The following is a 15,937-nucleotide window of genomic DNA, read 5'->3' on the forward strand; positions in this document are numbered from 1 at the left end:
TCGTCATAGCAGCCCGGCGGGTCTCGGCAGGCCTAGAACCCGGTCGTCCCGAGGCGGCGCTGGGCGGACTCGAGCTCGGCGCGAAGGTAGGCGTTCTCCTGCTGGAGCTGGGCGATGTACTGGTCGCGTTGCGCAATCGCCTCGGCGTACTGGGCATCACCGGTTCCGTCGGTGCCGCCCTGGGCGTAGTCGGTCTGGGCCGGGCTCATGCCATAGGCTCCGCCGCCATAGGCAGCGCCGGCTCCGGCACCGGGCTGGGCGGCGAAGGAGCCGGCGCTCACCTGTGCCTCAAGGGCCTCCATCGTCGAGACCACCTGGGCGAGGAAGGCATCAACCTGGTCGATGTGATACCCCGACCACCGGGTGGTCGAGAACCGGATGTTCCTGACGCCCTCGGAGGTCAGGAGGATCTCGGCCTTCCGGTGCGAGGGGCCCGAGGATTCCTGTGACGTGCCGAGCCGCTCCTCGAACTCCCGTATCGTGGTCGTCACGTCGTCGAGGAAGACGTCGACCTCATCCTGTTTGTAGCCCTCCTTGAATGAGGAGACCTCGAACTTCACGGTGAGAACGTCGTCGGCTGTCAGCAGCGTCATGCGCGTTTACTCCTTGTTGTCGCATTCTGTGCGTGATCCTGATCCGTGACCCTCAGCCCCAGGTGCTGCGCCAGGAGCGGCGCGAGCTCGCTGAGCTGCCCGCTGCTGACGGTCGCTCCGGCCAGGGAACCGACACCGCTGACTGTTCTCATCTCCAGTCCGCGCAGGTCAACGTCGCTCAGGCTCCCGCCGTGCAGGCGCAGCGTGCCCACCTGGCAGTCCTCGAAGCGGACCCGCTGGGCGTCGATGCCGCTCAGGTCCAGCTCGTCGATCCGGGTGGCCCGGATGAGGAGGTCGCGCACAGTGGTTCCGGCGAGGTTCGTGAAGCCCAGGCGGCAGTTCTCCATGAGGAGCGACTCGACATCGGCGTCGTAGAGCTCCCAGGCCCCGATACGGGAGTCGACCAGCTCCACCGTGCGCCAGGTGGAGCGCGGGCTGTGAAGGTAGGTGGCGCTCAGGCGTTCCAGGCGGCAGTCGACCAGCCGGGCCGCGGCCAGGTCGGTGTCATTGGCGAAGACCTCCGAGAACCGGCAGCTGAGCAGCGTGAGTGCCGACAGGTCGCCGCCGCTCAGGTCTGCTTCGACCAGCTCCAGGTCCTCGACCATCTCGCCGGCGGTGAGCTCATCGGCCTCGCCGTTGCGCAGGCGACTGAGGTCCGGTGCCGTGAGGGCGGGCGGCCTCGGGCAGGCCGCGGCGGAGGAGCCTGCGGCCGTGTCGGTCGGTCCTGCGGTCATGGTCCTGTTCTATCGCAGATCGGCTCCGGGCACCGGGGGTTGTTCTCCCCGGTGCCCGGGCGCGCAGGAGGGGTAGGTGTCCATATCGGACACAAAGGAGCTCGCAGACCGTCACTCCGTCGAGAAGAACCGCGGAATCATGCGGTTTCTTTGTCTGCGACTGAGGCTGATTGCGGCCTTTGTCACCGATTTGGACACGTCGGTGCGTTCCTACTCGAATCGGACGGTGGTGCCGGCCAGCATGCGCCGGCCGTAGCGGGTGCTGGCCAGGGTCGCCACCACCACCAGCGCCAGGCACGCCCCCAGCGCCAGCCAGTAGCCGCCGCCCGGCCAGTTGATGTGGCGCCCCGACACCCCGCCGACCAGTGCCCATGCGGTCAGCCATCCCAGACCGATGCTCATGGCCAGGGCGGTGACCGCCGGCAGCATCGTCTCGTAGGACACCATGGAGCGCAGCGTCGCCGCAGGCATGCCGACCAGCCGTAGCAGACCCAGGACCCGCCGGCGCCCCAGCAGCGCCGCCACCGTCGAGACCCCCAGCGAGACCGCGGAGATGCCCGCGGCGATGAGGATGCCGATGTAGCCCAGCTGGGCGAACTGGTTCTCCATGGCGGTGTCCTGGAGGGCCTGGATCGAGCTGGGTGAGGTTGGGGCGGTCCCCAGGGCCAGGCCCGAGGTGGCCAGAGCGGTGCGGGCTCGCTCGACGGCCCCGGGGCTGGCCGGGTCGGTGCCCACCAGGATGATGGGCGCGCCGTGCTCACGGGCACTCGCCAGCTCCTCGGCGCTGACCGGCGACGGCGAGGCCGCCGCGTTCTCGTACAGCCAGCGGGTGCTGATGCTCACCGCGCCATCCGGGGACGCTATGTGCGGCGCCCCGAGGGCCTCGGCCTTGTCGGCCTCGAGGATGACCCGGCTGTCTTGCTTGCCGTCTCCGCTGATCCTCCCCACGGCGACCGTCGTCACCCCGGGCACGGCGGCGAGCTGGTCGACGGCGCTGTTCAGGGCGCCCTCGTCGCTGACCGCCGGTGTCGCCTCGAGCGACGTGGGGCTCAGGTGCCCGCCGCCCTGGCTGACATCACGGGTCCCGGCAGCAACGGTGATGGCGACGGCGAACACCGTCATGGCGTAGACGGCGACGACCACGCCCGCCACCGCCCGGAAGACCGCCCGGGGGTGCTGAGTGATCCGGTTGAAGCCGATGACCTGCGCCGCGGAATGGGCCAGGGCCCTGCCGCCTCGCGCTACCCACCAGGTCAGGACCGGCCCGGCCCACAGCAGCCCCAGCATCGTGCACAGGAAGGAGACCGGCAGTAGGTAGATGGTCAGATCGGAGTTCTGGCGGGCCACCGTCGGGGTGCTGACCAGCCCCACGGTCCCCAGGATCACGGGCGCCAGCGAGATGAGGCGGGGGCGGCGCTCAGCGCGCTCACGCGAACCGCCCAGCGGCCCGAGGTCGGCCCGTCGTGTGCGCCACCAGGCCACGGCCGCCGCCCCCGCCGTGGTCACGACGACGGCGAGGACCGCGTTGACCGGTGAGCGCAGCAGGTCGGAGTAGTAGAAACGACTCGACTTCAGCGTGATCTGCGCGGCCAGTGGGATCAGGGCCAGGTAGAGGGCCACGCCCGCCAAGGCGCCGACGAAGGTGGTGGCCCCGATCTCCAGGGCCGCGGTGCGGGCGACCTGCTGGGGCGTGGCCCCGATGAGGCGCAGCGTGGCGAAGCGCTCGGCCCGCTGCGCCGCCCCCAGATCCGTGACGATCCCGACGAGCAGCAGCGCGGGCACGAGCACCGCGATGGCGCCGACGATCGTGGCGATCCGATACGCCTCGTTCTCGTAGGGGATGCCCTGGAAGGAGGTGACCACCTGGGGTGGGATGTAGAACTCGGAGGCGGCCACGGTCCCCAGGTCCGTCCCGACGACGGCCACCAGCGAGTCCGGTCCCTCGACGGCCTCGGGGGACAGGACCCCTACCTGCTTGCCGTAGCGGTCGCCGAGCTGGTCGGCGGGAAGGGATGCGATGCGCTTGGCCAGGGCGGGGGAGGCCAGGTACTCGCCCCGCTTGGGGACGATGTCGGAGCCCGGGATCCTCACCGAGGTGGTGCCCGACTCCGGCAGGGCCACCCTCAGGACGGTGATCGACTGGTTTCCGACGACGTCGAAGTTGGTGGCGACGGCCAGCTCGCCGGCGGTGAGGGTGTGGTCGGGCCGGAGGTCGGTGTGGTTCGACTGTCCGGGGATGCCGGGTATGAGGGCGGTGGACGCCCAGCTCGAGCGCATGCTGCGCTCGGGGAAGGCCTGGGCGGCGGCCAGCAGCATGAGGAACAGGGTCACTCCCACCATGACGCCGGCGACGATCCCGGCCAGGCGGCGCCGGGCGGAGCGGTCGTTGGCGACGAGCAGCCGGGTCAGGGCGATGCGGCTCATGACTGGTTCCTCTCACTGCCCGGGCTTCCCGGCTCGGCGTGCCCCGGCTGGCTCGGGCCGGCTGCGGTGTGTGTGGCCCCGGGACTGATGCGACCGTCGCGCACGGTGACCTCCCGGTCGGCGTAGGCGGCGACGCGCGCGTCATGGGTGATGATGACCAGGGCGGCGCCTCGGGAGTGCACCGAGTTCAGCAGCACCTCCATGGTCCGCTCGGCGGCCAGGGAGTCCAGGGAGCCGGTGGGCTCGTCGGCGAAGAGCAGACGTGGGTTGGTCACCAGCGCTCGCGCGACGGCGGCCCGCTGCGCCTGCCCGCCCGAGAGCTGGGTGGGGCGTTTGTCCAGGTGCTCGCTGAGCCCCAGCTCGCCCAGGGTTTCGCGGGCCTGGGCCAGCGCCCGCCGGCGCGGGGTGCCCGCCAGGAGCAGGGGGATGGTGACGTTGTCCAGGGCGGAGAGGTCCGGCAGGAGCTGACCGAACTGGAAGATGAAGCCGAACTCTTTCAGGCGCAGGCGGCTGCGGGCCGCCTCGTCGAGGGCCGCGATGTCCTGGGTCGTGTCGGCTCCGTGGTAGTCGACGCGCCCGGCGTCGGGCACGAGCACCCCGGCCATGACGTGCAGGAGGGTGGACTTGCCCGAGCCCGATGGGCCGGTGACGGCCAGGACCTCACCGGCCGCGACGTCCAGGTCGACGCCGCGCAGCGCGTGGGTCTGCCCGAAGCTCATCTCCAGGCCGCGGGCGCGCATGATGACCTCGCCCGGCAGGCCTGCCTGGCCCTGACCGGGTGCGGTGGTGACGCCAGTGGTGGCGGCGGTGGTGACAGGGGTGGCGTTCATGAGCGCACCTCCTCACGCAGCTCGCTCAGGCGGGCCGCGGTGGTCTCCATCCAGCGCAGGTCGGCCTCGATGTGGAACAGGGCGTGGTCGGCCAGCAGCACCGTGCGCAGGTCTCCGTCCTGCTTGAGGCGGGTCAGCTCGCGCATACGCGCCATGTGCTCGGCGCGCTGAAGGTCGAGGAGGCGTCCGGCGTCGTCGTCGAGCATGAGGGCGATGACGGTCTTGGCGAAGATGTCGGCCTGGACGTCGCCGGCCGGGGTGACCGGGGTCAGCAGCCACTGCTCGACGCTCTGGCGCCCGGCGTCGGTGACCTCGTAGCGCTTGCGCTCCGGACCGGCTCCGGGCTCGGTCTCGATCTGAGTGATGAGCCCGTCGCGCACCAGGCGGGCGAGCGTGGCGTAGACCTGGCCGTAGGCCAGCGGCTTGGAGGCGGCGAACCAGTGGTCCCAGAAGCGTTTGAGGTCGTATCCGTGCCCAGGCCCGGCGCTGAGCAGCCCAAGAAGAGTGAGTTTCGATTCCATGGCCGCGACTATACGCTGAGTGTATACGCGCGCGACATACTCCGTGAGGAGGATATGCACGAGCATGTCCTTGCTGTTGGGTGGGGGTGTCGCGGCGAATAAACCAACAGGCCAGCCTGTGTTTGACAGACCCTGGCCGGCATCTTAGGTTAGGTTAGGTTGACCTTTGTACTTCAGGTGTGGGGAGAGTAGATGCCGATCGGGGTCCTCAGGGCCGTTGTCGCCCCCGTTCTCAGACAGTGGCGGAGGTGAGTGCTCGCGTGATCGCACGCCGCCCGGCCATCCTCCTGACCGCGGCCATCCTGCTGGCCCTGTGCGTCCTGGCCTCCCTGTTCGTCGGCTCCTCCCGGATCCCCGCCGGCCAGGTCGCCCACTACCTGCTCCACCCCGACGCCTCCAACGTCAGCTACAACATCAACGTCCTGCGCGTGCAGCGCACCATCATGGGCGTGCTCGTGGGCGCCGCTCTGGCGGTGGCCGGCGCGGTGATGCAGGCCGTCACCCGCAACCCCCTGGCCGAGCCCGGGCTGCTCGGTGTCAACGCCGGCGCCTCGCTGGGCATCGTCCTGGGAACCGCCGTGCTCGGCGTGCTCCCGGTCCCCAACCAGCTGGCCCTGGCCGCTGGAGGAGCCCTGGTGGCGACCGCACTCGTCCAGGTCATCGGCATGATTGGCGCCTCGAGCTCCTCGCCGGTGCGCCTGGTGCTCATCGGTGTCGCCTTCTCGGCCTTCGCCGGGGCGGTCATCCGGGGCGTCGTCCTGACGATGCCGAACCTGTTCCGCACCTTCATCGACTGGGAGGTCGGCTCCCTGACCCGCACCGACATCCCCCTGCTACCCGTGGCGGCCCTCGTGGTGGCGGGGACCGGGGCGGCCATCCTGCTGGCCGGCGCCCTGGACAACATCGCCCTGGGTGACGACGTCGCAGCCGCGCTGGGCACCCGGGTCGCCCTCGTACGGAGCCTGAGCCTGGTGGTCGTCACACTCCTGTGCGCCACCGCCACAACGGTGGCCGGCCCCATCGGGTTCGTCGGCCTCATGGCGCCGCTGACGGCCTCCTGGCTCATGGGACCCCACCGGGGCTGGATCGTGGCTCTGTGTGCCTTGGGCGGCCCCGTCGTCGTCCTGGCCGCCGACGTCCTGGGCCGCGTCCTGGCCCGTCCCGGTGAGATGCAGGTCGGTCTGCTGACGGCCTTCGTCGGCTCACCCGTCCTGCTGCTCATGGTCCTGCGGATGAAGGACCGGGCCTCATGAGGGGAATCAGACCGGGCCGCGCCGTCTCTCCACCGCGTCTCCCCGCCACCACCGGCCCGCGCCGCAGCCTCCACGTGGGGGCTGACGCTGGACGCCTGTGGATCGTCGTCGGCCGCCGGTCGGTGCTCATCACCCCGCGCCACGTCATCGTCGGCCTCATGCTGCTGGTGCTCAGCCTCGCCGTGGCTGTGGTCTCCCTGCGGTTAGGGAAGTTCCCCGTCACCACCCAGGAGGTCATCGATGCGCTCCAGGGGCAGGGGCGCAAGATCGTCCAGGTCGTCGTCGTGAAGTGGAAGCTGCCCCGGATCGTGCTGGGGCTCGTGGCGGGCCTGGCCCTGGGCGTGGCCGGCGCCCTCTTCCAGACCATCACCCGCAACCCCCTGGGCTCGCCCGACCTCATTGGCTTCAGCACGGGCGCGCAGACCGGGATCCTCGTCAGCATCCTCCTCCTGCCCGGCTCCATGCTCTCGGCCTCCCTGGCCTCCTTCATCGGCGGGGCCGCCGTCGGCACGGTGACCTACCTCGTCTCCCTGCGCGGCGGATTCACCGGCCTGCGCTTCATCCTCGTGGGGATCGCCATCAGCTCCATGCTCGTCTCCGTCAACCGCTGGCTGCTGGTACGGGTCGACGACGACGAGGGCCTGGGCGCCCTCAAGGCCATCACCGGCACCCTCGGGGCCGCCCGGTGGCCGGTGGTGGCCCCGACCTGCCTGGCCATCGGGGTCACCGTCGCCCTCATCCTGCTGGCCTCCCGCCACCTGCAGGTCCTGTCCCTGGGGGAGCAGGTGGCCACCATCCTGGGCAGCCCCACCCGCCGAGCCAGCGCCGCCCTCATCCTGCTGGGCACCGTGCTGGTGGCGGTGGTGACGATGGCGGCCGGCCCCATCGGCTTCGTGGCCCTCGTGGCGCCCCACCTGGCCCGCCTCCTCACCGGCTCCCCGCACTCCCCGCTGCTCGTGAGCGGCCTGACCGGGAGCCTTCTGATGGTGGGCTCCGACCTGCTCAGCCAGCTCGTGCTCGAGTCGATGCCCGTGAGCGTGGTGACCAACGCCGTCGGCGGCCTCTACCTCATGGTGGCGCTGACCGTGGCAGCGCGCGGAAGGAGATCCCTGTGACCGACCTGCCCTCCACCGAGGCGAACACCGCCGCCGGACCGGCCGCCCCCAGGGCTCGCCTGGCCGCCCGGGGTGCGACCATCGCCTACGAGCGCCACGTGGTCTCCCGCAACCTCGACGTCGACATCCCCGCCGGTGTCTTCACCGCCATCGTGGGGCCCAACGCCTGCGGGAAGTCCACGCTGCTGCGCGCCCTGGCCCGATTGCACCGGCCCGCCCGAGGAGCGGTACTCCTCGACGGCGCAGACATCGTCCGCCTGGGCACCAAGGAGGTCGCCCGCCGGGTCGGCCTGCTGCCTCAGAGCGCCACCGTGCCCGGCGGCATGCTGGTGCGCGACCTCGTGGCCCGCGGTCGCTTCCCCCACCAGGGCCTGTTCCGCCAGTGGTCGCAGCAGGACAGGCAGGCCGTCGAGGAGGCCATGGAGATGGTGGGGGTCACCGAGCTGGCCGCCCGCCCCGTCGACGAGCTCAGCGGTGGCCAGCGCCAGCGCGTGTGGATCGCCCTGGCCCTGGCCCAGGGCACCGAGACGATCCTGCTCGATGAGCCCACCACCTTCCTCGACCTGGCCCACCAGGTCGACATCCTCCAGCTGTGCCGGCGTCTCAATGCCGACGGCCGCACGGTGGTGGCCGTCCTGCACGACCTCAACCAGGCGGCGCGCTGCGCCGAGCACATGATCGTCATGCACGAGGGCCGCATCCGCACCACCGGCTCCCCGCGCGAGATCCTCACTGAGGACCTCATCGAGGAGGTCTTCGGCCTGGCGGCCGTCATCGCCCCCGACCCGGTGGCCGGCACCCCCATGGTGGTGCCCCGTCACCTGGGCGCGGTCGTGCCGGCCGGCCCTGACCCTGCCGGGGCCCGCTCCGCTCCCACCGACTCCACCGGAGGTCCGGCCCCACAGTCTTCTGCCGATCCCGCCTCGGCAGGAACCAGCCCGACTGCTCGTTCCCAGCAGGACGGACAAGAAAGGAACACAGATAGATGAACGCATCCTCGCGGCGCTCCAGCCGCCTGAGGCAGGGCCTCCTCGCCGTGGCGGCCATGGTGCTGAGCACCGGCCTGGTGGCCTGCGGCTCCTCCAACAGCTCGACCTCCGCATCCTCCGCCGGCTCCGCCGGGGCCTCCGGGGCGGCTTCAGCCGGGGCCTCCGGTGCCGCCTCGGCCGCGGCCTCCCCCAAGGTCACCTGGCCGGTCACCATCAAGGGGGACGACGGCGTCGACGTCGAGATCAAGGCCGAGCCCAAGAGCATCGTGTCCACCTCCGTGACCCTGACCGGATCGCTGCTGGCCCTCGACGCCCCGGTGGTCGCCTCGACGCCGGCCAAGAAGAAGGATGAGAAGACCGACGACAACGGCTTCTTCACCCAGTGGTCCAAGCAGGCCACCGACAAGGGCGTCAAGGCCATCGACGGCACCGAGGACAACCTCGCCCAGACGGTCGCGGGCAGCGACCCTGACCTCATCATCGTGGCCAAGACGGGACAGGACTCGGCTGCCAAGGTCGTCGAGAGCCTGCGCCAGCTCGAGGTGCCCGTCCTCGTCATCGACTACGGCTCGCACTCCTGGCAGGACGTCACCAAGACCCTGGGGCAGGCCACCGGCCGCCAGACTAAGGCCGACGCCGTCGTCAAGGACTACACCACCAAGGCCGAGAAGGCCAAGGGCGCCATCTCCGTCCCGAAGGGGGCGACCTCGGTCTTCACCGTCCCCGGGGACGGCACCAAGGGCGCCAACGCCTTCACCGAGGAGGCCCCGCAGGCCCAGCTCCTCAAGGACCTGGGCTTCACCATTGCTGCCGTCCCTGACAGCGTCAAGGGTGACCAGTCCATGGGTGAGCGCAAGGACATCGTCCAGCTCTCGCCCGAGAACGTCCAGGCGGGACTGACCGGTGAGAACTGGGTCGTCATTGCCGCAGACGAGACCGCGAAGAACGCCATCACCACCAACGAGACCTTCAGCTCGGCGGCCCCGGTGACCGGAGGCAAGGTGCAGTACATGCCGCCCTCGTCCTTCCGGTTGGACTACTACTCGGCCCTCGAGATGCTCGACGCCGTCCAGAAGGCCTACCCCAAGGCCTCCTGAACCGCTGACGACCTGAGCGTCAACGTGCTGGTGCCCCGGGCTCTCGGCCCGGGGCACCAGCACATATCGATGGCATCGACTCCCGCAGCCGAGCACTGCTGGGGAGCAGACCCCTCAGCTCCAGGCGACCGAGTAGTACTGAGTCTCCTGGAACTCGCGGATCCCTTCACGCGCGCCCTCACGCCCGATGCCGGACTGCTTGACGCCGCCGAAGGGGGCGGCGGGATCGGATACGAGCCCACGGTTGATGCCGACCATCCCAACCTCCATGCGCTCGGCCAGGCGCAGCGCCCACCCGAGGTCGCGGGAGAAGACGTAGCCCGACAGCCCGTAGTCCGTATCGTTGATCCACGTCAGCAGCTCGTCCTCGTCGTCCCAGGTGACGATCGGGGCGACGGGGCCGAAGATCTCGGTGCGCACGATCTCCGCGTCGGGGGCGACATTCGTCAGGACCCGCACCGGGACGAACGACCCCGGAGACTCCTGGGGCCAGGAGGACTCGGCGTGGACGACGGCGCCCCCGGCCACCGCCCCGTCCACCAGGGCGTTGATCTTGTCGCGGGCAACCGGTGTCACCAGGGGGCCGATCTGGTTCGCCTCGTCCGCCAGGGCCGGCCCCACCCTCAGGTCGCGGACGACGGCGGAGAACTTCTCGGTGAACTCCTGGGCGACGTCCTGGTGGACGTAGAAGCGGTTGGCGGCGGTGCAGGCCTCGCCACCACCCCTGAGCTTGGCCTGAACAGCGCCCGTCACCGCGGCGTCGACATCGGCGTCGGCCGCCACCACGAAGGGCGCGTTGCCCCCGAGCTCCATGGACGACACCAGCACCTTCTCCGCCGCCTGCTTCATGAGCACACGGCCGACCTGAGTCGACCCGGTGAAGGAGACCGCTCGGACCCGGGGGTCCTCCAGCCACGTCGTCGACACCTCCGCGGAACGGCTCGAGGGCACGATGTTCACCACGCCCGCGGGCACGCCGGCCTGCAGGATCAGATGGCTCAGTGCCACCGCTGTCAGAGGTGTGAGGGATGCGGGGCGGAGTACCACCGTGCATCCGGCGGCCAGGGCCGGGGCGATCTTGCGGGTCCCCATCGCCGCCGGGAAGTTCCAGGGGGTAATCATGGCGACCACCCCGATCGGCCGGTGCGTGACGATCGTTCGGGTACCGCCCGCCGGGGAGGTGCCGAAACCGCCCTCGGTGCGCACCGCCTCCTCGGAGAACCATCGGAAGAACTCCGCTGCGTAGAGAACCTCCGCCCTGGCGTCATCCAGGGACTTACCGTTCTCGGCGCTGATGAGTACCGCGAGCTCCTCGACCTGTCCCACCATGAGGTCGAACAGGGTCCGCAACAGCTCCGCGCGCTGCCGGGGCGGGGTGGCGCTCCAGGCAGGCAGCGCCTCGGAGGCCGCGTCGACGGCGCGTGCGGCATCCGCCGGAGTCGCATCCGTGCAGCGTGCGAATACGGCGTTGCTGGCGGGGTCGACGACGTCGAAGGTTCCGCCGTCGGAGGCTGCCGTCATCCGCCCGCCCAGGAGCATCCCCTCCTCGGGGCGGATCCTGTGCAGGTAGTCGGCCAGAGCCGGGTGGGCTCCGAGGGTGGTGTACGCCGCTGTGTCAGTTGCCGCGCCGGGTCGTGTGTCAGCCATGGTTGTGCTCCCTGAGTATCGACTGTCGCCTGCCACGCATCACGGGTAGAGACCGCGGGAGACGTGGGCCTCGGCGACGCGCTTGACGGCCATCGTCGTCGCGGCGGTGCGCAGCGAGAGTCCGTGCTCCCTGGAGAAGTCTGTGACCTCGTTCCAGGCCTTGTCCATCCTGGTGCGCAGGCGCTCATTGACCTCCTTCTCGGTCCACCAGTAGGACTGGTTGGCCTGTACCCACTCGAAGTAGGACACGATGACGCCACCGGCGTTGGCGAGGATATCCGGTACGACCAGGATCCCCTTGTCGGCCAGGATCGCGTCGGCCGCGGGCGTTGTCGGGCCGTTGGCGCCCTCAACGACCAGCTTGGCGTCGATCAATGGCGCGGTCTGCTCGGTGATGACCCCTTCGACCGCTGCAGGAACAACGACGTCGCAGGCGACGGCGAACAGCTCGCTCGCAGGGATCGGGTCCGCGCCGGGGAACCCGTCGACGGTGCCGGTCTCATCCACGAAGGCCTCGAGTGCGGGGATGTCGATGCCCTTGTCGTTGCGAATCGTGCTGTAGACGTCCGCCACGGCCAGAACCTTCACGCCCGCCTCGTGGAGGAAGCGGGCAGCGCCGCGACCGACTTTGCCGAAGCCCTGAACGATCGCGGTGGCCTGCGAGGGATTCACTCCGATGCTCTCCATCGCGTTGAGGACGGAGTAGACGACGCCGCGGGAGGTGGCGGCGGCCCGCCCCTGTGACCCGCCGAGGTTGACCGGCTTGCCCGTGACGGTTCCCAGAACCGTGTGCCCGGTGGCCACCGAGTAGGTGTCCATCATCCAGGCCATGGTCTGCTCGTCGGTCCCCATATCGGGAGCCGGGATGTCCTTGTCGGGGCCGATCAGGGGGATCAGCTCCGAGGTGTAGCGGCGGGTCAGTCGCTCGAGCTCTCGTTCCGAGTGGGCCCGGGGGTCCACCTGGACCCCTCCCTTCGCGCCGCCGTAGGGCAGATCGAGAAGAGAGCACTTCCATGTCATCCACATGGCCAGCGCTCGGACCTCGTCGAGGTCCACGTTGGGGGAGTAACGGATCCCTCCCTTCGCGGGGCCGCGAGAGATGTTGTGCTGGACGCGGTGGCCGATATGCAGCTCCATCGTGCCGTCGTCGCGTCGCAGTGGGATGGCGACCGTCACCTCTTTACGGGCGGTCTCAAGCATGCGGCGCATTCCGTCGTCGAAGCCGAGGAACTGGATCGCCTCGGCGAGCTGCGCCCGTGCATCGGTGAGGGGGTGAGGGGTCGAGGGCATGGAGCTACCTCCTGGGTCGGTCGGGTGGATCAGCGTGATCCGGGGCCGGTGCGGCCTTAAGACGTGGGTGGAAGAGGGGATCAGGGCTGGTCTCGGAGCGCCTGCTCGAGGATCTCCATGCCTTCGGCGAACAGCTCGTCCGGCATGGTCACCGGTGGCAGGAGGCGGATGACATTGCCGTAGGTGCCGCAGGTGAGCAGGATCAGACCGCGTGAGCGCGCGGCCTGCGCGACGGCGGCGGTCAGTGCGGCATCGGGCTTCTGCGAGTCGGGGTCGACGAGCTCGAGAGCCATCATGGCGCCCTTGCCCCGGACCTCGCCGATGCGGGGGTCCTTCGCCTTCCACTGCTCCATCAGGCGGATGCCGGTCTCGCCGATCGTGCGGGCCCGTCCCAGGAGATCGTGCTCCTCGATCATGTCCAGGGTCGCCAGGGCGGCGGCACAGGCCAGGGGGTTACCGCAGTAGGTGCCGCCAAGGGCGCCCGGTTCGGCGGAGTCCATGATCTCGGCCGAACCGGTGACCGCCGACAAGGGGGTGCCTCCGGCTAGGCCCTTGGCGGTCGTCACCAGGTCGGGAACGACTCCCTCGTGGTCGCAGGCGAACCACGCCCCGGTGCGGGCGATTCCCGACTGGATCTCATCGGCGATGAAGACCGCGCCGTTGTCATGGCACCAGCGCTGGAGCGCGGTGAGGAAGCCGGGCGCCGGCACGATGAACCCGCCTTCGCCCTGAATGGGCTCGATGATGACGGCGGCGACGGAGGATGCCCCCACCTGCTTCTCGATCTGACTGATCGTGCGCTCGGCGGCGGCCTCGCCGTCCAGTCCGTCGCGGTACGGGTAGGAGCCGGGGACCCGGTAGAGCTCAGGGGAGAAGGGGCCGAAGCCGCCCTTGTAGGGGGCGACCTTGGCCGTCAGTCCCATGGTCAGGGAGGTGCGTCCGTGGAAGGCGTGGTCGAAGCAGACCACTGCCTGGCGGCCGGTGTGCTTGCGTGCGAGCTTGATGGCGTTCTCGACGGCCTCCGCCCCGGAGTTGAACAGCGCGGTCTTCTTCGGGAAGCTGCCCGGGGTCAGGGCGTTCAGGCGTTCGGCGACCTCGACGTATCCGGCGTACCTCGTGACGGCGAAGGAGGTGTGCGTCAGGTTCTCGGCCTGCTCCTGGATCGCAGCGACGACGGGCGCCGCCGCACCGCCCACGGTTGTCACCGCGATGCCGGATCCGAAGTCGATGAGACGGTTGCCGTCCACGTCCTCCAGGACGCCTCGGTCCGTGCGCCGTGCGAAGGTCGGCATGGCTGCGGTCAGGGCGCGTGGGAGTGCGGTACCTGCGCGTTCGTCGAGGGCGCGGGCCTCGGGACCGGGCAGAGGAGTGGCGAGATGAATGGTCTGGGGCAGCGTTGCCATATGGACCTCACAGTGTGTCGTGACGGGCGGAGAGCTGCAGTGGAACAGAGCGCTCCGGGGATGTCGTAGAAACGAGCTCGGCTATGAGTTCCGTCTCAGGTTATGCCCGCCTCTAGGCCTGATCACCTAAGCCCAATGCACAAAATCTCGCGAATCCTGTGCGTGATGCATAGAACAGTGTTTGAATCCAGGCATGGTGTTGGTGTCGGATCTCATCGATGGAGCGGACCTGGGGGTTCGCGCGGTGCTTCTGCCCGCACCGCACGCCGCGGTCACCTGGGTTGTCGCGACCGAGCTCCTCCAACCGGCCTCCTACCTCGAGGGCGGCGAGCTCGTTCTCACCACGGGTCTCGTCATGGCCGATGCGGAGGCGGCCACGTGGCGGGAGTACGTGGCATCACTGGTCGAGGCAGGAGTCGCGGCTCTCGGACTGGGGACCGGCATCGCCTTCGACACCGTGCCCGAGGACCTGCGCGAGGCCTGCAGGGCCGGGCGTCTCAATCTCATCGAGGTCCCCCTCGAGGTCTCCTTCGCCTCCATCAGCCGCGAGGTCGGGGCCATGCTTCAGGCCACCGAACCTGAGATCGGTGCCGAGGGGGCGGGAGACGAGGAGACCCTGGTCCTGCAACAGCTGACGCGTGCAGCCGCCAAGGACAACCAGAGCGCGATCATGCGCGCCCTGGCCTCGATCCTCCGGGGCGAGGTGTCCCTGCGGGATGCCACGGGACGCACCGTGGTCGGTCCCTTCGGGCCGGAGGCGACGGGAATCGACGACGAGGTCGCCGAGTGCATCGCCAGGATCCGTCCGGCAGGGATGCGAGGAGCCGGGGCGGTCGGCCTCGGCGACATGCGGCTGGTCGTCCGCCCGGTCGGCATCACCGGCGAGCCCGAGCGCTACCTGGCGACCGTTCAGCGCGAGACGCTCACGCGCGCTCAGACCCTGGGGGTCGATCTCGCCTGGTCGTTTCTGAATCTCATCGCCGAGTCCTCCAAGGCCTTCACCGGATGGCTCCTCCAGCTCGTGGGGGCCTCCACCCGGCATCTCCTGGCGGGTGACATCGCGCAGGGGCTGGCGCTGGCGGACCAGGTTCAGGAGCTCGTCCTCACCCGCCTGCCGTCTCCGGAGCGGCGATCGGTGCCCGCTACCGGTGGTGGTCATCAGTGGCGGGTTGTCTGCCTCGAGGGTGGCAGTGCTGACGTTGCCGGGCTCTCCACAGTGCTGGCCCGCCTGCTCGTCGAGAGTCGGGGGGCTCCGGTGGGGGAGCGGCTTCTGTGGCGCACGGACCGGGGCGGGACCCGCCTGATGATCCTCGGTGAGGTCGAGCGCGTTCCCTCCCTTCTTGAGGACGGCAGTGTCACGCCCTGGACGGAGCGGATGCGGATCGGCGTCAGCGGTCCTGTCGGCGTCACTGATCTGCCGCGGGGCGCACAGCAGGCGCTGTCCGTCTGCACCGGAACTCGGCAGCTCGGACAGGCGGTGCGCTGGGAGACCTCGGGACTGCCGTCGGTCACGGACCTCCTGGACGAGGATCGGGCCCAAGCCTTCGCCCGCGCTCGCCTCGGGGGCGTCGCCGATCAGCCCGAGCTGCTCGAGCTGTTGAGGATCTACCTCAGCGAGGCCGGGGCGGTGCAGCGCATCGCCGAGCGTCTGGGGGTGCATCGCAACTCCGTCCCCGCACGTCTTGTGCGCCTGAGGAGGGCACTCGGCGTCGACATCGAGGATGCCGAGCAGCGGGCGAATTTGTGGTTTGCGTTACATTTTTGGGCGGAGTGACGGTTTGTCATCTCGCACAAGGGTGACTTTTCCGCGTTTTGATGCGATTCCTTGAAGTGTGGAACGTGATGTTCGACATACCTGGTGGTGTGTGTTTACTATTACGCCGTCACCTAGGACCTTAGCCCGCGTTGTTGTTACAGGACTTGTGCCGCGTCGGGCTCCAGCGGCGATGTGGCCTGCGCCGGTCCGGCGTGAGCTTGGGCAGCAGATGCCTGAGCCGTCTCATTTTTTCGACTCTCGACACCTCTCGTCTCGACTCTCATC

General features: G+C 69.6%; 13 protein-coding genes. 5 read left to right on the forward strand and 8 right to left on the reverse strand.

The genetic code is table 11. The features are described from left to right. Positions 1-32: 32 nt before the first annotated feature. The 5 genes from AB7V09_RS04075 to AB7V09_RS04095 form a co-directional block, all read right to left on the reverse strand. Entirely contained in the window at positions 33-593 is a 561-nt protein-coding gene (locus AB7V09_RS04075; RefSeq protein ID WP_419143008.1) for a DivIVA domain-containing protein, read from the reverse strand. Beyond that, positions 590-1,327, reverse strand: a complete 738-nt coding sequence (locus AB7V09_RS04080) for a pentapeptide repeat-containing protein (protein WP_419143009.1) — start codon at positions 1,325-1,327, stop codon at positions 590-592. The genes AB7V09_RS04075 and AB7V09_RS04080 overlap by 4 nt, the downstream gene beginning before the upstream one ends. A 210-nt stretch (positions 1,328-1,537) precedes the next feature. Further along, complete coding sequence (locus AB7V09_RS04085) at positions 1,538-3,751, reverse strand: FtsX-like permease family protein (protein WP_419143010.1); 2,214 nt, start codon at positions 3,749-3,751, stop codon at positions 1,538-1,540. After that, positions 3,748-4,581, reverse strand: coding sequence for an ABC transporter ATP-binding protein (locus AB7V09_RS04090; RefSeq protein ID WP_419143011.1), 834 nt, complete (start codon positions 4,579-4,581; stop codon positions 3,748-3,750). Before AB7V09_RS04090 ends, AB7V09_RS04085 begins: the two co-directional genes overlap by 4 nt. Then, complete coding sequence (locus AB7V09_RS04095; protein WP_419143012.1) at positions 4,578-5,102, reverse strand: PadR family transcriptional regulator; 525 nt, start codon at positions 5,100-5,102, stop codon at positions 4,578-4,580. Before AB7V09_RS04095 ends, AB7V09_RS04090 begins: the two co-directional genes overlap by 4 nt. Before the next feature lie 239 nt (positions 5,103-5,341). Between AB7V09_RS04095 and AB7V09_RS04100 the strand changes: the two genes are divergently transcribed. Genes AB7V09_RS04100 through fepB form a run of 4 tightly spaced genes read left to right on the forward strand, consistent with a single transcriptional unit; the run spans position 5,342 to position 9,556 of the window. Beyond that, positions 5,342-6,355, forward strand: coding sequence for a FecCD family ABC transporter permease (locus AB7V09_RS04100; RefSeq protein WP_419143013.1), 1,014 nt, complete (start codon positions 5,342-5,344; stop codon positions 6,353-6,355). Then, positions 6,352-7,470, forward strand: coding sequence for a FecCD family ABC transporter permease (locus tag AB7V09_RS04105; RefSeq protein ID WP_419143014.1), 1,119 nt, complete (start codon positions 6,352-6,354; stop codon positions 7,468-7,470). Before AB7V09_RS04100 ends, AB7V09_RS04105 begins: the two co-directional genes overlap by 4 nt. Next, the gene (locus AB7V09_RS04110; protein WP_419143015.1) at positions 7,467-8,459 is read left to right on the forward strand and encodes an ABC transporter ATP-binding protein; all 993 of its coding nucleotides are present in this window, start codon (positions 7,467-7,469) and stop codon (positions 8,457-8,459) included. The genes AB7V09_RS04105 and AB7V09_RS04110 overlap by 4 nt, the downstream gene beginning before the upstream one ends. Beyond that, complete coding sequence (fepB, locus tag AB7V09_RS04115; protein WP_419143016.1) at positions 8,456-9,556, forward strand: Fe2+-enterobactin ABC transporter substrate-binding protein; 1,101 nt, start codon at positions 8,456-8,458, stop codon at positions 9,554-9,556. The genes AB7V09_RS04110 and fepB overlap by 4 nt, the downstream gene beginning before the upstream one ends. A 114-nt stretch (positions 9,557-9,670) precedes the next feature. Here fepB and AB7V09_RS04120 read toward each other — a convergent pair whose 3' ends face one another. The 3 genes from AB7V09_RS04120 to gabT form a co-directional block, all read right to left on the reverse strand. After that, positions 9,671-11,203 (reverse strand): NAD-dependent succinate-semialdehyde dehydrogenase, encoded by a 1,533-nt coding sequence (locus tag AB7V09_RS04120; protein WP_419143017.1) that lies wholly within the window; start codon positions 11,201-11,203, stop codon positions 9,671-9,673. A 39-nt stretch (positions 11,204-11,242) separates the two neighbouring features. After that, positions 11,243-12,493, reverse strand: a complete 1,251-nt coding sequence (locus tag AB7V09_RS04125; RefSeq protein WP_419143018.1) for a Glu/Leu/Phe/Val family dehydrogenase — start codon at positions 12,491-12,493, stop codon at positions 11,243-11,245. An 80-nt stretch (positions 12,494-12,573) separates the two neighbouring features. Next, a complete protein-coding gene (gabT, locus tag AB7V09_RS04130) occupies positions 12,574-13,896 on the reverse strand; it encodes a 4-aminobutyrate--2-oxoglutarate transaminase (protein WP_010614462.1) in 1,323 nt (440 codons plus the stop codon). 193 nt (positions 13,897-14,089) lie between these two features. Here gabT and AB7V09_RS04135 point away from each other — a divergent pair, with 193 nt between their 5' ends. Next, on the forward strand, positions 14,090-15,670 hold the full coding sequence (locus tag AB7V09_RS04135; RefSeq protein ID WP_419143019.1) for a PucR family transcriptional regulator: 1,581 nt from the start codon (positions 14,090-14,092) through the stop codon (positions 15,668-15,670). Positions 15,671-15,937 lie beyond the last annotated feature (267 nt).

The organism is Actinomyces sp. SKVG-SVH-4(1) (assembly GCF_048514265.1).
Classification (GTDB): Bacteria; Actinomycetota; Actinomycetes; order Actinomycetales; family Actinomycetaceae; genus Actinomyces; species Actinomyces oris.

Excerpts from the sequence above, each read along its gene's own strand:
- AB7V09_RS04075 (WP_419143008.1), bottom strand. The coding sequence starts at position 593 with ATGACGCTGCTGACAGCCGACGACGTTCTCACCGTGAAGTTCGAGGTC.
- AB7V09_RS04080 (WP_419143009.1), bottom strand. The coding sequence starts at position 1,327 with ATGACCGCAGGACCGACCGACACGGCCGCAGGCTCCTCCGCCGCGGCC.
- AB7V09_RS04085 (WP_419143010.1), bottom strand. The coding sequence starts at position 3,751 with ATGAGCCGCATCGCCCTGACCCGGCTGCTCGTCGCCAACGACCGCTCC.
- AB7V09_RS04090 (WP_419143011.1), bottom strand. The coding sequence starts at position 4,581 with ATGAACGCCACCCCTGTCACCACCGCCGCCACCACTGGCGTCACCACC.
- AB7V09_RS04095 (WP_419143012.1), bottom strand. The coding sequence starts at position 5,102 with ATGGAATCGAAACTCACTCTTCTTGGGCTGCTCAGCGCCGGGCCTGGG.
- AB7V09_RS04105 (WP_419143014.1), top strand. The coding sequence starts at position 6,352 with ATGAGGGGAATCAGACCGGGCCGCGCCGTCTCTCCACCGCGTCTCCCC.
- fepB (WP_419143016.1), top strand. The coding sequence starts at position 8,456 with ATGAACGCATCCTCGCGGCGCTCCAGCCGCCTGAGGCAGGGCCTCCTC.
- AB7V09_RS04120 (WP_419143017.1), bottom strand. The coding sequence starts at position 11,203 with ATGGCTGACACACGACCCGGCGCGGCAACTGACACAGCGGCGTACACC.
- AB7V09_RS04125 (WP_419143018.1), bottom strand. The coding sequence starts at position 12,493 with ATGCCCTCGACCCCTCACCCCCTCACCGATGCACGGGCGCAGCTCGCC.
- gabT (WP_010614462.1), bottom strand. The coding sequence starts at position 13,896 with ATGGCAACGCTGCCCCAGACCATTCATCTCGCCACTCCTCTGCCCGGT.
- AB7V09_RS04135 (WP_419143019.1), top strand. The coding sequence starts at position 14,090 with ATGGTGTTGGTGTCGGATCTCATCGATGGAGCGGACCTGGGGGTTCGC.